This is a genomic window from Micromonospora sp. NPDC047548 (assembly GCF_040642975.1).
GTDB lineage: Bacteria > Actinomycetota > Actinomycetes > Mycobacteriales > Micromonosporaceae > Micromonospora.
This window is the reverse complement of sequence record NZ_JBEYTI010000013.1, coordinates 1-15,438: the sequence shown is the minus strand read 5'-3', so window position 1 is coordinate 15,438 and position 15,438 is coordinate 1. Positions and strand designations below refer to the sequence as shown.

The window sequence follows — 15,438 nt, the reverse complement described above, 5'->3', positions numbered from 1 at the left end:
TCACTCCCACTCGATGGTGCCCGGCGGCTTGCTGGTCACGTCCAGGACCACCCGGTTGACCTCGGCGACCTCGTTGGTGATCCGGGTGGAGATCCGGGCGACCACCTCGTAGGGCAACCGGGACCAGTCGGCGGTCATCGCGTCCTCGCTGGAGACCGGGCGCAGCACCACGGGATGCCCGTAGCTGCGCCCGTCACCCTGCACGCCGACGCTGCGCACGTCGGCCAGGAGCACCACCGGGAACTGCCAGACGCCCCGGTCCAGGCCGGCGGCGGACAACTCCTCCCGGGCGATCAGGTCGGCCTTGCGGAGCAGGTCCAGCCGCTCCCGGTCGACCGCGCCGATGATCCGGATGGCCAGGCCCGGGCCCGGGAACGGGTGCCGCCAGACCATCGCCTCGGGCAGGCCCAGCTGCAGGCCGAGCGCGCGGACCTCGTCCTTGAAGAGCGTGCGCAGCGGCTCTACCAGGGCGAACTTCAGGTCCTCCGGCAGGCCGCCGACGTTGTGGTGGCTCTTGATGTTGGCGGTGCCGGTGCCGCCACCGGACTCCACCACGTCCGGGTAGAGGGTGCCCTGCACCAGGAACTCGACGTCGCCGTGGGAGGCGACCTCCCGGGCGGCGGCCTCGAAGACGCGGATGAACTCCCGGCCGATGATCTTGCGCTTCTGCTCCGGGTCGGTGACCCCCGCCAGCGCGCCGAGGAACCGCTCCTGCGCGTCGACCACCTTCAGCCTGATGCCGGTGGCCGCGACGTAGTCCTTCTCCACCTGCTCGGCCTCACCGGCGCGCAGCAGGCCGTGGTCGACGAAGACGCAGGTGAGCTGGTCACCGACCGCCCGGTGCACCAGCGCGGCGGCGACCGCCGAGTCCACGCCGCCACTCAGGGCGCAGATGACCTCCTTGTCGCCGACCTGCTCGCGGATCCGGGCGACCTGCTCGTCGATGATGTTCTCGGGCGTCCAGGTCGGGGCGATGCCGGCGATGTCGTACAGGAAGCGGGTCAGCATCTCCTGGCCGTGCGCGGTGTGCCCGACCTCTGGGTGAAACTGCACGCCGGCCCGGCGGCCGACCACGTCCTCGAACGCGGCGACCGGCGCGCCCGCCGACTCGGCCGTCACCGTGAAGCCCTCGGGCGCCTCGGTCACGCAGTCGCCGTGGCTCATCCAGACCGGCAGGTCCGCCGGCAGGTCGCGGAGCAGCACGCCGGGGTCGAGGAGGCGGGGGCGCAGCGGGGTGCCGCCGTACTCCCGGTTACCGGTCCGCGCGACCGTGCCGCCGAGCGCCTGTGCCATCGCCTGGAAGCCGTAGCAGATGCCGAAGACCGGCACGCCGGAGTCGAACATCCCGGCGTCGATCTGCGGGGCGTCGGGCGCGTAGACGCTGGACGGGCCGCCGGACAGGATGATCGCGGCCGGGTCCTTCGCCAGCATCTCGGCGACCGGCATCGAATGCGGGACGATCTCCGAGTAGACCTTTGCCTCGCGCACCCGGCGCGCGATGAGCTGGGCGTACTGGGCTCCGAAGTCCACCACGAGGACGGGGCGAGGCGTGCTCATGTGCAGAAAGCCTACCCACAGTCACCCCGGCCCCGGGCAGGGGTCGGGTTCCGGGCGTGCCGCGTCACGTCGCGGCCGGCCAGCCGGCGGACCCCGGCGCCGTGCACCGCAGGCCCGCCGCGGTCCCCGGCGCTCCCGGTCGGGCGCTCAGCCGTGCAGCGCGCCGGGGGCGCCCGCCGGCACCGCCGGGTGGGCAGCCCCGGGTTGCCGTACACCCGGTGCCACGGGTCGACCACCCCGTCGAACCGCCGGCCGGCCTCCAGCACGCCGACGTGTAACCCTTCTCGGCCAGCCGGAGCGCGGTGACGCCGCCGCCGAAACCGGACCCGATGACGACCACGTCGTACCGCATGGACGCATCATTACCGCTGAGTAGCCATCGCGCCAGGGGCCGTTCACGCGCGATCATGCTCGCGTCAGCCGATCCGTCAGGTCCGGCCCGCAACGCGGAGCACCCGTCGGATCGTTGTCCTCAACGGGGGTGTCCTGCATGGCTCACGAGACAGGGGCGCGGCGCCCGCGCCGGGCGCTGCTGCTGGCCGCCCTCGCCGCGGTCGTCCTGGTCGTCGGGGGCACCCTGGTGGTCAGCCGGCTGGTCGCCGGCGAACGGCCGGAGCGCCGGCCGGGGGCGGCCACCGCCACCACCACCGCCACGGCCACGCCGAGCGCCGCTGCCGAGCCCAGCCCGACCACCCCGCCCGGGGCCGGCATCACCGGCCCACTCAACCTGCTGCTGGTCGGGGTGGACACCCGGGTCAGCGTCCCCGGCTGGGAGCCGCACGGCGACTCGGTGCTGGTGCTGCACGTGCCGGCGGGGCTGGACCGGGCGTACCTCTTCTCCCTCCCCCGCGACCTGCTGGTGGACATCCCGGCCTTCCCCAAGGCGAACTACCGGGGTGGGAAGACCAAGCTCACCCACGCGATGAGCTACGGCAGCCGGGTCCCGGGCAAGCCGAAGGAGCCCAGCGCCGCCCAGGGATACGAGCTGCTGCGCAGCACGGTCAGCGGCTACACCGGGCTGCGGATCGACGCCGGCGCCGTGATCACCTTCAACGGCTTCGACAAGCTGGTGGACACCCTGGGCGGGGTGGACATCTACGTCGACGAGCGGGTGGTCTCCCTGCACCGCAGGCCGGACGGCAAGCACCGCGACCCGGCGCCCTCCGGCGGCGGCTACGTCGGGCCGCAGATGGTCTACGAGAAGGGCGAGCGGCACCTCAACGGCTGGCAGGCACTGGACTACGCCCGGCAGCGCTACATCCCCGGCGGCGACTACGCCCGGCAGCGCCACCAGCAACAGCTGCTCCGGGCGCTGGCCACCAAGATCCTCGACGAGAACCTGGCCCGGCAGCCGGACCGGGTCCAGCAGGTGGTCGACGCGCTCGGCGACACCCTGATCTACGCCGGCGGCCCCCGCATCGTCGACCTCGCGTACGCCCTCGGCGGGCTGGGCGTCGACCGGTTCACCCTGGTCGCGCTCCCCGGCAGCGGGGTGGGCAAGGGCAGCGCATACAAGGGTGAGGAGCTCAAGGCGGTCGGCCGGGCCTTCCTCACCGCGCTCAAGGCCGGCGACGCCGAGACGTTCCTCGCCGCCCACCCCGAGCTGCGGGTGAAGAACTAGCGACGCCCCGGGGCCGGCGGCCGGTCGGTGCCGTGCAGCCAGGCGTCGAAGAGCTTGTCCAGCTGCTTGCCGGAGACCCGCTCGGCCAGCGCGACGAACTCGGCGGTGGTGGCGTTGCCGTTGCGCTTCTCCGCCGCCCAGGTCTTGAGGATCGTGAAGAACGCCGGGTCGCCGACCGCCACCCGCAGCGCGTGCACGGTCATCCCGCCCCGCTGGTAGACCGACTCGCTGAACAGGTTCTCCCGGCCCGGCTCGCCGGGCGGCGTCTGCCAGATGCGGCTGGACGAACCGGCGTACCGCTGGTCGAAGGCCGACTGGGCGGTGCCGTTGCCCCGGTGCTCGGCCCAGAGCCACTCGGCGTACGTGGCCAGCCCCTCGTTGAGCCAGATGTCCTGCCACCTCGCCACCGAGACGCTGTTGCCGAACCACTGGTGGGCCAGCTCGTGGGCGACCACACCGGTGTTCTCGCCGCCCCGGAAGAAGCCCGACCCGTAGACCGGGCGGCTCTGCGTCTCCAGCGCGTACCGGATCCGGTCGTCGGCGACCACCACCCCGCCGTACGCGGCGAACGGGTACGGCCCGAAGACGCTCTCCAGGTAGTCGGCGACCTCGGTGGTGCGGGCCATCGACGCGTCGGCGGCCCCCATGCCCAGCTTGGTGCTGACCGCGCTGAACACCGGCCGTCCCTTGTGCTCGCCGGTCTCGACCTGGTACTCCCCGATCACCACGGTGCTCAGGTAGCTGGCCATCGGGGCGGCCTCGGACCACTTCCAGGTGGTCCAGCCGCCCCGGTCCGACCGACCCTTCGGCACCCCGTTGCTGACCGCGGTCAGCCCCTTCGGGACGGTGATCTCGACGTCGTAGGTCGCCTTGTCCGAGGGGTGGTCGTTGACCGGGAACCAGGTGCTCGCCGACTCCGGCTGGCCGAGGGCGATCGCGCCGTCGGTCGTGTGCAGCCAGCCGCTCTCGCCGAGCACCTCGTTGCGCAGCGACTCCGGCTTCCCCTCGTAGCTGATCTCGGCGGTGAAACCGTTGCCGGAGGTGAGCCCGGCGGCCGGGGTGACGATCAGCTCGTCGGCCTCGCGCGCGTGGCGGGCCGGCGCGCCGTCCACGGTCACCTTCCGCACGGTCAGCCCGGCCAGGTCCAGGTGGAACGCGGACAGGTCGGTGGTGGCGGTGGCCTGCACGGTGGTGGTGCCGGTGAGCCGGTCGGTCGCCGGGTCGTAGCGGACCTTGACCGTGTACCGGCCGACGTCGTACCCGCCGTTGCCGTAGTTCGGGTAGTAGGCGTCGCCGACCCCGGCGGCGCCCGGCGCGAACTGCCGCACGGCCATCGGGGCCGACGCCGTGGCCGGCGTCCGCTCCGGCTCCGGGTCGGACCCGCAGCCGGCGAGCCCGAGGATCGCCACCGTCACCAGACCGACGCCCCGCCGCATCCGCGCCATGGCCACCCGCCACCTCCCGTGCCGTCCGCGGCAGCCTATCGACCGGCGATCACCGCCGGATCAGGGCAGGGCGGGGGCGACGCCGCCGGCCAGCCAGGCGTCGAGGAGCGGGCGCAGCGGGCGGCCGGCGACCTGCTCGGCGTACGCGACGAAGTCGGCGGTGGTCGCGATGCCGCCGCGCCGCTGCCCGGTCCAGCCCTCCAGAAGTCGGAAGAAGGTCTCGTCGCCGACGGTCCGGCGCAGCGCGTGCACCGCGAGGGCGCCCCGCTGGTAGACCCCGTCGCCGAACATCGCCGCCCGGCCGGGGTCCACCGCCGGCTGGGACCAGTCGGTGGCGGCGTACCGCAGCTCGAAGGCCCGCTGCGCGGTCCGGCCGCCGTCGTGCTCCGCCCAGAGCCATTCCGCGTACGTGGCGAAGCCCTCGTTGAGCCAGATGTCCTGCCATCTCGCCAGCGAGACGCTGTCGCCGAACCACTGGTGGGCCAGCTCGTGGGCCACCACGGACGGGTTCGGCCGGCCGCCCCGGAAGAAGCCCGGCCCGTAGACCGGGCGGGACTGGGTCTCCAGCGCGTACCCGATCCGGCTGTCGGTGACCGCGATGCCGCCGTATGAGTCGAACGGGTACGGCCCGAACCGGCTGGCGAGGAAGTCCGCGATCTCGCCGGTGCGGGCCAGCGAGGAGGCCTCCGGACCGGTCGCCGGCAGGTTGGCCGGCACCGCCGTGATCATCGGTTTGCCGGCGTGCGTGCCGGTCTCGACCCGGTAGTCGCCGATCACGAGGGTGGTCAGGTAGCTGGCCATCGGCGCCCGCTCGGCCCACCGCCAGGTGGTCCAGCCGCCGGCGCTGGTCCGCTCGCCCGGCACCCCGTTGCTCAGCGCGGCCAGCCCGTCGGGGACCGTCACCTCGATGTCGTAGGTGGCCTTGTCGGACGGGTGGTCGTTGACCGGGAACCAGGTGGCGGCCGACTCGGGCTGACCCAGCGCGATCGCGCCGTCGGCGGTGTGCAGGAAGCCGCCGTTGCCCAGCTCGCCGTCGGGGACGGCGGTCGGGACCCCGGCGTAGTCGACCTCGACGGTGAACCCGGCGCCGCGGGGCAGCCCGCGCGGCGGCGTGACCACCAGCTCGCCGCCGTCGCGGCGATGCCGGGCCGCCGCCCCGGAGACGGTCACCCGGGAGACGTCCAGCCCGATCAGGTCCAGGTTGAACCGCGAGAGCGCGGCGGTGGCGGTGGCGGTGACGGTCGCCCGGCCGGTCAGCCGGTCGGTCGCCGGGTCGTACCGCACCCGTAGTTGGTACCCGGAGACGTCGTAGCCGCCGTTGCCGCGACCCGGGACGTACGAGTCACCGGCGTCGGCGGCGCCGGGCCGGAACGCGCCCGGGTCGGCCCGGTGGGACGTGCACCCGGCGCCCACGACGGTCACCGCCGCCAGGGCGACGGCGACGGTGGACCTCAGCCGGGTACGACGCACCGGCCGAGCCTAATCGGCGCGACCGGTGCGTCGGGTGGTTTTGTCCGGGTCAGCGGTCCAGGACCAGGCCGACCTTCTGGAACTCCTTGAGGTCGCGGTAGCCGCACTTGGCCATCGCGCGGCGCAGCCCGCCGAAGAGGTTGAGCTGGCCGTCCGGCTCGTCGGCCGGGCCGAAGAGCAGCTGCTCCATCGAGCCGATCGGCTCACCGGCGACCTCGAACGCGCCGCGCGGCAGGGACGGGTGGCTGGCAGCCGAGTGCCACCAGGCGCCCCCGGCCGGCGCCTCCTCGCAGAGCGACAGCGGCTCGCCGAGCATCACCGCGTCCGCGCCGCACCCCAGCGCCTTGGCGATGTCGCCGGAGGTCTGGATGTCGCCGTCGGCGATCAGATGCACGTACCGGCCACCGGTCTCGTCCAGGTAGTCGCGGCGGGCCGCGGCGGCGTCGGCGATCGCGGTGGCCATCGGCACCCGGATGCCCAGCACCGACTCGGTGGTGGACCAGTCGTCGCCGCCGATGCCGACGATCACGCCGGCCGCGCCGGTGCGCATCAGGTGCAGCGCCGTCTTGTAGTCGGTGCAGCCGCCCACCACGACCGGCAGGTCGAGGTCTGCGATGAACTCCTTGAGGTTCAGCGGCTCGTCGGTGGTCGAGACGTGCTCGGCCGAGACGATCGTGCCCTGGATGACCAGGATGTCGACGCCGGCGTCGAGGATCACCGGGGCCAGCGCCAGGGTGTGCTGCGGGGAGACCCGGACGGCCACCGTGCCGCCACCGGCGCGCAGCTCGCGCACCCGCTCGGCGATCAGGTCGGGGCGGATCGGCTCGGAGTAGACCTCCTGGAGCCGCTTGGTCGTTCGGGCGTCCTCGCCGAGGCCGGCCAGCTCCTCCAGGATCTTGGTCGGGTTCTCGTACCGGGTCCACAGGCCCTCGACGTTGAGTACGCCGAGCCCGCCGAGCCCGCCGAGCCGCACGGCGGTGGCCGGGCTCATCGTCGCGTCCGACGGGTGCCCGACGCAGGGGATGCCGAACTGGTACGCGTCGAGCTGCCAGCCGGTGGAGACGTCGTCGACGTCCCGGGTCCGGCGGCTCGGCACGATGGCGATGTCGTCCAGGTGGTAACCGCGCTGCGCGGTCTTGCCCAGCCCGATCTCGACCACGTCACGCATGGGGACTCCAGTTGTCGCAGGGGATGGTCAGCGGGAGTGGTAGTTGGGCGCCTCGACGGTCATCTGAATGTCGTGCGGGTGACTCTCCTTGAGCCCGGCCGCAGTGATCCGGATGAGCTGGCCGCGGCGGTGCAGCTCGGGGATGCTCTCCGCGCCGACGTACCCCATCGCGGCGCGCAGCCCACCGGTGAGCTGGTGGGCGACCGCGGACAGCGGCCCGCGGTAGGGCACCTGACCCTCGACGCCCTCGGGGACGAGCTTGTCCTCGGCGAGCACGTCCTGCTGGAAGTAGCGGTCCTTGGAGTAGGACTTGCCCTGGCCGCGGGACTGCATCGCGCCGAGCGAGCCCATCCCCCGGTACGCCTTGTACTGCTTGCCGTTGATGAAGATCAACTCGCCGGGGCTCTCCTCGCAGCCGGCCAGCAGGCTGCCGAGCATCACCGTGTCGGCGCCGGCGACCAGCGCCTTGGCGATGTCGCCGGAATACTGGATGCCACCGTCGCCGATCACCGGGACGCCGGCGGGGCGCGCGGCCCGCGCGGCCTCCATGATCGCGGTGACCTGCGGTACGCCCACCCCGGCGACGATCCGGGTGGTGCAGATCGCGCCCGGGCCGACACCCACCTTGACGCCGTCCGCGCCCGCCTCGACCAGCGCCTTCGCCCCGGCGTACGTGGCGACGTTGCCGCCGACGATGTCGATGCGCACGTCCTTCTTGAGCTGGCGGACCATGTCCAGCACCGCCCGCTGGTGGCCGTGCGCGGTGTCCACGATCAGCACGTCGACGCCGGCGTCCACCAGCGTCCGGGCCCGCTTGTACGCGTCGTCGCCCACGCCGACCGCCGCGGCGACCCGCAGCCGCCCGGCGTCGTCCTTGGTGGCGTTCGGGTACTGCTCGCTCTTGGTGAAGTCCTTGACGGTGATCAGCCCGCGCAGCCGGCCCGAGCCGTCCACGATCGGCAGCTTCTCCACCTTGTGCCGGCGGAGCAGGTCGAGGGCCTCGTCCTTGCTCACCCCGACCGACGCGGTGACCAGCGGGGTACGCGTCATGATCTCGTGGACCCGGGTGGCCGGGTCGGAGACGAACCGCATGTCGCGGTTGGTGACGATGCCGACCAGCTGCCCGTCGCCGTCAACCACCGGCACGCCGGAGATGCGGTAGCGGCCGCAGAGCTCGTCGACCTCGCGAAGGGTGTCGTCCGGGCTGGCGGTGACCGGGTTGGTGATCATGCCGGACTCGGAGCGCTTGACCAGGTCGACCTGGAGCGCCTGGTCGTCCGCGGAGAGGTTGCGGTGCAGCACGCCGATGCCCCCCTGGCGGGCCATCGCGATCGCCATCCGCGCCTCGGTGACCGTGTCCATCGCGCTGGACAGCAGCGGCACGGTCAGCTCGACATTGCGGGTGAGCCGGGTACGGGTGTTGACCCGGCTGGGCACCACGTCCGACTCGCCCGGCTGGAGCAGCACGTCGTCGAAGGTCAGGCCGAGCGGCACCACCCGCGCCGAACCGGCCGGCAGCTCCGGGAGGTGACCACCCGGCTCGCCGCCGCCGGCGCCGCCAGGAAGATCAGTGCTGGGCGAATTCTCCACGATTGCTCTCCTGAGCTGCTCGGACGGGCTTCAGCGAGGTGGCGCGCGCGGGCACCGGCGCACGCCACGGTGACGGCGCGTCGTTTCATCGTACCCACTGAGCTGGGCCGTCCCCGGCGGTGCCGGCGCGGGTCGGCTGGGCCACCGGGGCGGCCGGGGGGACGCGTCCGGCGAGCGTTGGGACTACGGTGAGGGGGTGCACGACGAGCCCATCGACCCGTTCAACGGCGACCCGGCCGATCCGGCTGCTGGCCTGGACGATCCCGGTGAGGACGACGCGCTCGACCCGCTGACCGAGGTCGAGCGCCAGGACGTCCTGGAGGACCTGGCCGACCTGGAGATCTACCAGGCCCTGCTGGCGCCGATCGGGGTGCGCGGGCTGGTGATCGAATGCGAGGACTGTCGCGAGCCGCACTACTTCGACTGGGACCTGCTCCGGGGCAACCTGCGCCACCTGCTCAGCTCCGGCCGCCCCCGGGTGCACGAGCCGGCCTACGACCCCGACCCGGACCACTACGTCACCTGGGACTACGCGCGCGGCTACGCCGACGGGGTGCACGACACGCTCACCGAGTCCGCCGAGGAGGAGTCCCCCTCCGAGGACTGAGCCCGACCGCCGGGCGGCCGGCTCAGGCGACGAGGCCGGCGCGGAAGCCGGCTCAGGCGACGAGGCCGGCGCGGAAGCCGGCTCAGGCGACGAGGCCAGCGCGGAAGCCGGCGGCCACCGCGTGCGCGCGGTCCCGGGCGCCGAGCTTGCGGAACAGCCGCCGGGCGTGGGTCTTGACGGTGTCCTCCGAGACGAACAACTCCCGCCCGATCTCGGCGTTGCTCTTCCCCTCGGCCATCCCGAGCAGCACCTGGAGCTCCCGCTCGGTCAGCCCGACCGCGCTCCGCCCGCCCCGGGCGCCGGGCGCGCCACGGCGGCCGCCGGACGCGGGTGCGGCCGGCTCGGCGGTGTCCGGTTCGGCCTCGTCGTCGCCGCGCTGCACCGGCACCACCGACGGGGCGCCGCCGGGTCCCTCGGCCGGTCCCGGGGACCAGCCCTGGCCCGGCTTGCCCGGGGTACGCCCGGCCGGGGGCCGGGGCGGCGCACCGACCGCGGCGGTGTCCCGGGCCGGGTCGGTGACCCGGTGGCGGGCCGCCCGGCCGGGGGCGGAGAGCAGCAGCAGGGCCTTGGCCACCGCGCTGGTCAGGTCGTGATCGGTGCCCTGGATCAGCCCCCGGGCCCCGGCGTTGATCGTCGCGGCGGCGGCCTCGGACTCCTCGGCGCCGAGCAGCAGCACGGCGGCCTGCGGCGCGCGGGCCAGCACCCGGCGGACGAAGCCGGCGCTGTCGGGTCGGGTGAGGGCGGTGTCGGCGAGCACCACGTCGACCGGGCGCTCGGCCAGCCGCAGCATCACCTCTGGGTCGGAGACGGCGGTCCGCACGACCGCGGCCAGGCCGAGCCGAGCGGCCGCCGAGGTCAACTGCTGCGCGGCGAGTGGTGTCCGGACGCAGACGAGAACGGTACGCACGGTGGGTCTCCTCTCCGCAGAGAGCAGACCATGGCGGGCTGTGCCGGGGTGGAGGTTCCCGGCAATCCTCCGAACTTTTCCGACATCTAGGTCATATGCCGCGAGTTGTCCGACGTTTTCGATCACAGACGTGTGAGTCGGGGATAGGTCGGGTACCGAGACGCCAGGCCGGAACGGTGCGCCCACGCGGACCGCCGCCCGGACACCGGATGCGAACGAGAACCTCCGCGGTGCCGCGCGGGAGGAGGGGTGCTGATGTCGAACGTACGTAGACTGCCCGGACCCATCGTCGACCTGTGGGACTGGCAGCGGCTCGGCGCCTGCCGGGGCCGCGACAGCGCCCAGTTCTTCCACCCGGACGGCGAGCGCGGTTCCTCGCGGCTGCGCCGCGAGTCCAGCGCCAGGGCCGTCTGCCGGGCCTGCCCGGTCCGGGCCGAGTGCGCGGCGCACGCCCTGTCCGTCCGCGAGCCGTACGGCGTCTGGGGCGGCTTCAGCGAGTCCGAGCGGCTGCGCCTGCTCGCGCTCGGCTGGGAGGACCTGGCCGACCGCCGGCAGTCCCGGGTCGACGTCGCCCGGCTGGAGGCCCGCCTGGGCCGCCCCCACAAGTCCGCCGTGCCGGACCAGCGGAAGATCGCCTGACCCGCCCACAAACCCCGACCGACGCCGTTCCCCGCACCGGGGCACGGCGTCGGCGCGTTCCCCCGGCCTGCGGCGGGACGGTCCCCGTCCGGGAGGACGAGAGGGGGGTCGGAGACGCTGTGGAGCTGATGACGTGGACGGATCAGCCGGGCCGGTGAGGCTTCTCACCCGCTGGCGCCCTCGGTGCCCTCAGGGTCAGCGGACGGTCACCTTCACCGTGTGCCAGCCGGTGGCGCCGTCCGGCTCGACCGGCTGCTCCCGCCCGGTCTGCGTCTCGCCCGCAGCGTCGGTCGCCCGTACCTGGAGGGTGTGCTCGCCGGGGGTGGCGTCCCAGCGCCAGGACCACTGCACCCAGGTGTCCACCGACACCGTCGGGGCGAGCGTCGCCTCCCGCCACGGGCCACCGTCGACGCGTACCTCCACCCGGCTGATCCCACGGTGCTGGGCCCAGGCCACCCCGGCCACCGGCACCGGGCCGGCGGTGAGCCGGTTACGCGGGCGGGGCGTGTCGATGCGCGACTGCGTCTTCACCGGCCCCTGCGCCGACCAGCCCCGCGGCACCCAGTACGCGTCGAAGTCCGCGAAGCTGGTCAGCTCCAGCTCGGTCACCCACTTGCAGGCGGAGACGTAGCCGTACAGGCCGGGCACCACCATCCGGACCGGGAAGCCGTGTTCGACCGGCAGCGGCTCGCCGTTCATCCCGACCGCCAGCAGCGCGTCCCGGCCGTCCCGCAGCACAGCCGTCGGGGTGCCGCAGGTCCAGCCGTCGACCGAGCGCCCCACCACCTGGTCCGCGTCCTCCTCCGGGTCCGCCTCGTCCAGCAGCTCCCGGATGGGTACGCCCAGCCACCGGGCGTTGCCGATCAGCTCCCCGCCCACCTCGTTGGAGACGCAGGCCAGGGTGACGTACCGCTCCACCATCGGCCGGGCGAGCAGATCGGCGAAGCTCAGCTCGATCGGGTTGCGCACCCGCCCGTGGATGCGCAACCGCCAGGTCTCCGGGTCCACCTGCGGCACCACCAGCGCGGTGTCGATCCGGTAGAACCCGCTGTTCGGGGTGACGTAGGGGGCGAGCTGCGCCAGCGACAGGTCGGCGCCGGCCGGGACGGCCGGGGCCACCGCCGACGGGGTGGGCAGCGCGACCGCCTCGCGGGCGGCCGACACGCCCCGGCGGCCGGCGAGCCAGTGCCCGCCCAGCCCGGCCACGGCGGCCGCGCCGGCCAGCACGCCCACCCCACGCAGGAACCGGCGCCGCGACTCGGGGTCGGTGTTCTCCAACGGCTCCCACCCGGCCGTCGGACCGCTCACGGAACCCCGGCCGGTCACCACGTCCGAGTCGGCCGGCGCCGAGCCGTCGGCCTCCGGGCCGGGCCCGGCCGGCAGCGGCGTCGACGGCAGGCCGAGCGGGGGCGTCGACGGCGGGCCGAGCGGCGGCGTCGGCGGGGGCGTCGGCGGGGGCGTCGGTGGGGGCGTCGGTGGGGCCCAGGGCCACGGGTCGACCTCCAGCGGGCCGGCGAGGAAGACCCAGAGCACCAGCCCGCCCAGCCCTGCGCCGACCAGCGAGGGCAGCGCGTCGGCGGCGTCCGCGCCGGCCCGGGTCAGCGCGGCGGCCACGCCGAGGGCGGCGAAGGCCGCGATGCCGGCCAGGCCGACCCACAGCCGGCGGACCGCCAGCAGCCCGAGCAGCGCGGTGAACGCGGCGAGCAGCAGCGCCGTCCCGATCAGCAGGGCGATCTTGTCGTACCTGCCGAACAGGGCGATGGCGAACTGCTTCAACGGCCCCGGTACCACGTCCACGACCAGCCCACCGACCGCGATCAGCGGGGCGGAGCGGGGGCCGGTGAGGACCGCGACCGGCTCGGCGACGCCGATGGCCACAGCGGCGGCGGTGATCCCGGCGAGCGCGGCGAGGCCGCGGGGCGTGCTGCTCATCGGATCAGTGTTGTCGATCAACCGGGCCGACGGCCAACCATGTCAGCGTTCCGTAATCCCCTGAACGCGTCAGGGCGCACCGTCGCGTGACGGTGCGCCCTGAGTCGGCGTACGCCGTGGGTCAGAAACCCGGGCCGTGCTGGTGGCCGTGACCGTGGCCGTGGCCGTGCCCACCGGCGGCGGCCGGCTCGGCCTTCTCCGGCTTCTCCACCACGAGGCTCTCGGTGGTGAGCAGCAGCCCGGCGATCGAGGCGGCGTTGGTGACCGCGTTGCGGGTCACCTTCACCGGGTCGATGATGCCGGACTTCACCAGGTCGACGTACTGGCCGCTGGCGGCGTCGAGGCCGTTGCCCCACTCCTTGCCGGCGACCTTCTGCACCACCACGTAGCCGTCGTGGCCGGCGTTCTGGGCGATCCAGCGCAGCGGCTCGACCAGCGCCTTGCGGACGATCGAGACACCGACCTTCTCGTCGCCGGTCAGGCCCAGGTCGTCGGCGAGCACCGGCAGGACCTGCGCCAGCGCGGCGCCACCACCGGGCACCGTGCCCTCCTCGACGGCGGCCTTGGTCGCGGCGATGGCGTCCTCGATGCGGTGCTTGCGCTCCTTCATCTCGACCTCGGTCGCCGCGCCCACCTTGATGACCGCGATGCCGCCGGAGAGCTTCGCCAGCCGCTCGGCCAGCTTCTCCCGGTCCCACTCGGAGTCCGAGGCCTCGATCTCCTTGCGGATCTGCGCGACCCGGTCGGCGACCTCGGAGGACTGGCCGCCACCGTCGACGACGGTGGTGTTCTCCTTGTCGACCACGACGCGCCGGGCGGTGCCGAGCACCTCCAGGCCGACCTGGTCGATCTTGTAGCCCAGCTCCGGAGCGACCAGCTCGGCGCCGGTCAGGATCGCCATGTCCTGGAGCATCGCCTTGCGGCGGTCGCCGAAGCCGGGGGCCTTCACCGCGCAGACCTTGAGGGTCTTGCGGATCGAGTTGACCACCAGGGTCGACAGCGCCTGGCCCTCGACGTCCTCGGCGATGATCAGCAGCGGCTTGTTGTTCTGGAGGACCTTCTCCAGCAGCGGCAGCAGCTCCTCGATCGCCGAGATCTTCTGCGTGGTGATGAGGATGTACGGGTCCTCCAGGACCGACTCCTGCGACTCCACGTCGGTGACGAAGTTCGGCGAGATGAAGCCCTTGTCGAACTGCAGACCCTCGGTCACCTCCAGCTCGGTGGTGAGCGCGGAGCCCTCCTCGACGGTGATGACACCGTCGCGGCCGACCTTCTCCATCGCCTCGGCGATCAGCTCGCCGATCGTGGCGTCCTGCGCGGAGATCGTCGCGACGTGCGCGATCGACTCCTTGTCGGAGACCTCGACGGCCCGGTCGAGCAGCGCCTCGGAGACCTTGGCGGCCGCCGCGTCGATGCCCCGCTTGAGACCGGACGGGTTGGCCCCGGCGGTCACGTTGCGCAGGCCCTCGCGGACCATGGCCTGGGCCAGCACGGTCGCGGTGGTGGTCCCGTCGCCGGCGACGTCGTTGGTCTTGGTCGCCACCTCCTTGACCAGCTGCGCGCCGAGGTTCTCGTACGGGTTGGTGAGCTCGATCTCCTTGGCGATGGTCACGCCATCGTTGGTGATCGTGGGCGCACCGAATTTCTTGTCCAGGACGACGTTGCGCCCGCGCGGGCCGAGGGTGACCTTGACCGCGTCCGCGAGGGCGTTGACACCGTGCTCGAGCAGGTGCCGGGCGTCGTCCGAGAAGCTCAGGATCTTCGCCATGAATGTCCCTTCGAAGCGGCGTTGCCCCGGCCCGGCGAGCCGGACCGGGGCAACGACACTGATCGGTTGCTTACTTCTCGATGACCGCGAGGACGTCGCGGGCGGAGAGCACCAGGTACTCCTCGCCGGCGTACTTGACCTCGGTGCCGCCGTACTTCGAGTAGATGACGGTGTCGCCGACGCTGACGTCAACCGGGATCCGGTTGCCCTTGTCGTCGATGCGGCCCGGGCCGACAGCGAGGACGGTGCCCTCCTGCGGCTTCTCCTTGGCGGTGTCGGGGATCACGATGCCCGACGCCGTGGTGGTCTCAGCCTCGTTCGCCTGGACCAGGATCCGGTCCTCGAGCGGCTTGATCGCAACCTTGGTCGCGGTAGTCACGGGCATACCCTCCTGGGGTACTGGTTTCGTTGCCGGTCGGCTGGGCCGACCAGCGTCAATCTGCCACATGCCACCGGGCGGGGCCGTCGTCGCGGGTGCCGGTCCGCCTGGCGTTCAGCGCCCGCGCCGGATGGCCCGGGAGCTGGCACCCTCAGGGTGAGAGTGCTAATCGCAGGTTATTCCTCGGCTAGCACTCCGTCAAGGAGAGTGCCAACCAGCCGCCCGGCGCGTCGGGTCGGACGGCCACGATCGACGCCGTTTGCGGCGTGTCGCGGCATCCCGGCGGCGGGGACACCGCGACACGCCGCAAACGGCGTCGGTGGCCCCGCCCCGCCCCCGCCGGCCCGGTGGCGGC

13 protein-coding genes and 1 pseudogene are annotated in these 15,438 nt (G+C 73.3%); 3 read left to right on the top strand and 11 right to left on the bottom strand.

Features of this window, described 5'->3' with window-relative positions; genetic code table 11:
• From guaA to ABZ807_RS15855, 3 genes and pseudogenes are all read right to left on the bottom strand, one after another.
• Nucleotides 1-1,557 (bottom strand): glutamine-hydrolyzing GMP synthase, encoded by a 1,557-nt coding sequence (gene guaA, locus ABZ807_RS15865; RefSeq protein WP_357157444.1) that lies wholly within the window; start codon nucleotides 1,555-1,557, stop codon nucleotides 1-3.
• Nucleotides 1,558-1,568: 11 nt separating this feature from the next.
• Nucleotides 1,569-1,823 carry a hypothetical protein gene (locus ABZ807_RS15860; protein WP_357157906.1) on the bottom strand — a complete coding sequence of 85 codons (255 nt, stop codon included), beginning with the start codon at nucleotides 1,821-1,823 and terminating at the stop codon, nucleotides 1,569-1,571.
• Nucleotides 1,800-1,909: pseudogene (locus ABZ807_RS15855) on the bottom strand (FAD-binding protein); the annotation flags it as partial. The gene ABZ807_RS15860 and the pseudogene ABZ807_RS15855, both read right to left, overlap by 24 nt.
• Before the next feature lie 138 nt (nucleotides 1,910-2,047).
• Between ABZ807_RS15855 and ABZ807_RS15850 the strand changes: the two are divergent.
• Nucleotides 2,048-3,178, top strand: coding sequence for an LCP family protein (locus tag ABZ807_RS15850; RefSeq protein WP_357157441.1), 1,131 nt, complete (start codon nucleotides 2,048-2,050; stop codon nucleotides 3,176-3,178).
• On the opposite strand, the gene ABZ807_RS15845 is transcribed toward ABZ807_RS15850, so the two are convergent.
• The 4 genes from ABZ807_RS15845 to guaB all read right to left on the bottom strand — a co-directional run bounded on the left by ABZ807_RS15845 (nucleotide 3,175) and on the right by guaB (nucleotide 8,851).
• The gene (locus ABZ807_RS15845; protein WP_357157862.1) at nucleotides 3,175-4,623 is read right to left on the bottom strand and encodes a M1 family metallopeptidase; all 1,449 of its coding nucleotides are present in this window, start codon (nucleotides 4,621-4,623) and stop codon (nucleotides 3,175-3,177) included. The two genes, ABZ807_RS15850 and ABZ807_RS15845, sit on opposite strands and share 4 nt — an antisense overlap.
• Before the next feature lie 60 nt (nucleotides 4,624-4,683).
• Nucleotides 4,684-6,078 carry a M1 family metallopeptidase gene (locus ABZ807_RS15840; protein WP_357157859.1) on the bottom strand — a complete coding sequence of 465 codons (1,395 nt, stop codon included), beginning with the start codon at nucleotides 6,076-6,078 and terminating at the stop codon, nucleotides 4,684-4,686.
• Between the two features lie 64 nt (nucleotides 6,079-6,142).
• Nucleotides 6,143-7,261 carry a GuaB3 family IMP dehydrogenase-related protein gene (locus ABZ807_RS15835; RefSeq protein ID WP_357157438.1) on the bottom strand — a complete coding sequence of 373 codons (1,119 nt, stop codon included), beginning with the start codon at nucleotides 7,259-7,261 and terminating at the stop codon, nucleotides 6,143-6,145.
• A 27-nt stretch (nucleotides 7,262-7,288) separates the two neighbouring features.
• Nucleotides 7,289-8,851, bottom strand: a complete 1,563-nt coding sequence (gene guaB, locus ABZ807_RS15830) for an IMP dehydrogenase (RefSeq protein WP_357157435.1) — start codon at nucleotides 8,849-8,851, stop codon at nucleotides 7,289-7,291.
• A 196-nt stretch (nucleotides 8,852-9,047) separates the two neighbouring features.
• On the opposite strand from guaB, the gene ABZ807_RS15825 reads away from it, so the two are divergent.
• Complete coding sequence (locus ABZ807_RS15825) at nucleotides 9,048-9,458, top strand: DUF5319 domain-containing protein (RefSeq protein ID WP_357157432.1); 411 nt, start codon at nucleotides 9,048-9,050, stop codon at nucleotides 9,456-9,458.
• Nucleotides 9,459-9,540: 82 nt separating this feature from the next.
• Here ABZ807_RS15825 and ABZ807_RS15820 read toward each other — a convergent pair whose 3' ends face one another.
• On the bottom strand, nucleotides 9,541-10,365 hold the full coding sequence (locus ABZ807_RS15820) for a LuxR C-terminal-related transcriptional regulator (protein ID WP_357157429.1): 825 nt from the start codon (nucleotides 10,363-10,365) through the stop codon (nucleotides 9,541-9,543).
• A 255-nt stretch (nucleotides 10,366-10,620) separates the two neighbouring features.
• Between ABZ807_RS15820 and ABZ807_RS15815 the strand changes: the two genes are divergently transcribed.
• On the top strand, nucleotides 10,621-11,004 hold the full coding sequence (locus tag ABZ807_RS15815; RefSeq protein ID WP_357157426.1) for a WhiB family transcriptional regulator: 384 nt from the start codon (nucleotides 10,621-10,623) through the stop codon (nucleotides 11,002-11,004).
• Between the two features lie 195 nt (nucleotides 11,005-11,199).
• Here the strand turns inward: ABZ807_RS15815 and ABZ807_RS15810 are convergent, their stop codons facing one another.
• From ABZ807_RS15810 to groES, 3 genes are all read right to left on the bottom strand, one after another.
• Nucleotides 11,200-12,936: a molybdopterin-dependent oxidoreductase gene (locus ABZ807_RS15810; RefSeq protein ID WP_357157423.1), complete on the bottom strand. Its 1,737-nt coding sequence runs from the start codon at nucleotides 12,934-12,936 to the stop codon at nucleotides 11,200-11,202.
• A 121-nt stretch (nucleotides 12,937-13,057) separates the two neighbouring features.
• Nucleotides 13,058-14,704 (bottom strand): chaperonin GroEL, encoded by a 1,647-nt coding sequence (gene groL / locus ABZ807_RS15805; RefSeq protein WP_357157420.1) that lies wholly within the window; start codon nucleotides 14,702-14,704, stop codon nucleotides 13,058-13,060.
• A gap of 70 nt (nucleotides 14,705-14,774) precedes the next feature.
• Nucleotides 14,775-15,089 carry a co-chaperone GroES gene (gene groES, locus ABZ807_RS15800; RefSeq protein WP_121399825.1) on the bottom strand — a complete coding sequence of 105 codons (315 nt, stop codon included), beginning with the start codon at nucleotides 15,087-15,089 and terminating at the stop codon, nucleotides 14,775-14,777.
• Nucleotides 15,090-15,438: the final 349 nt, after the last annotated feature.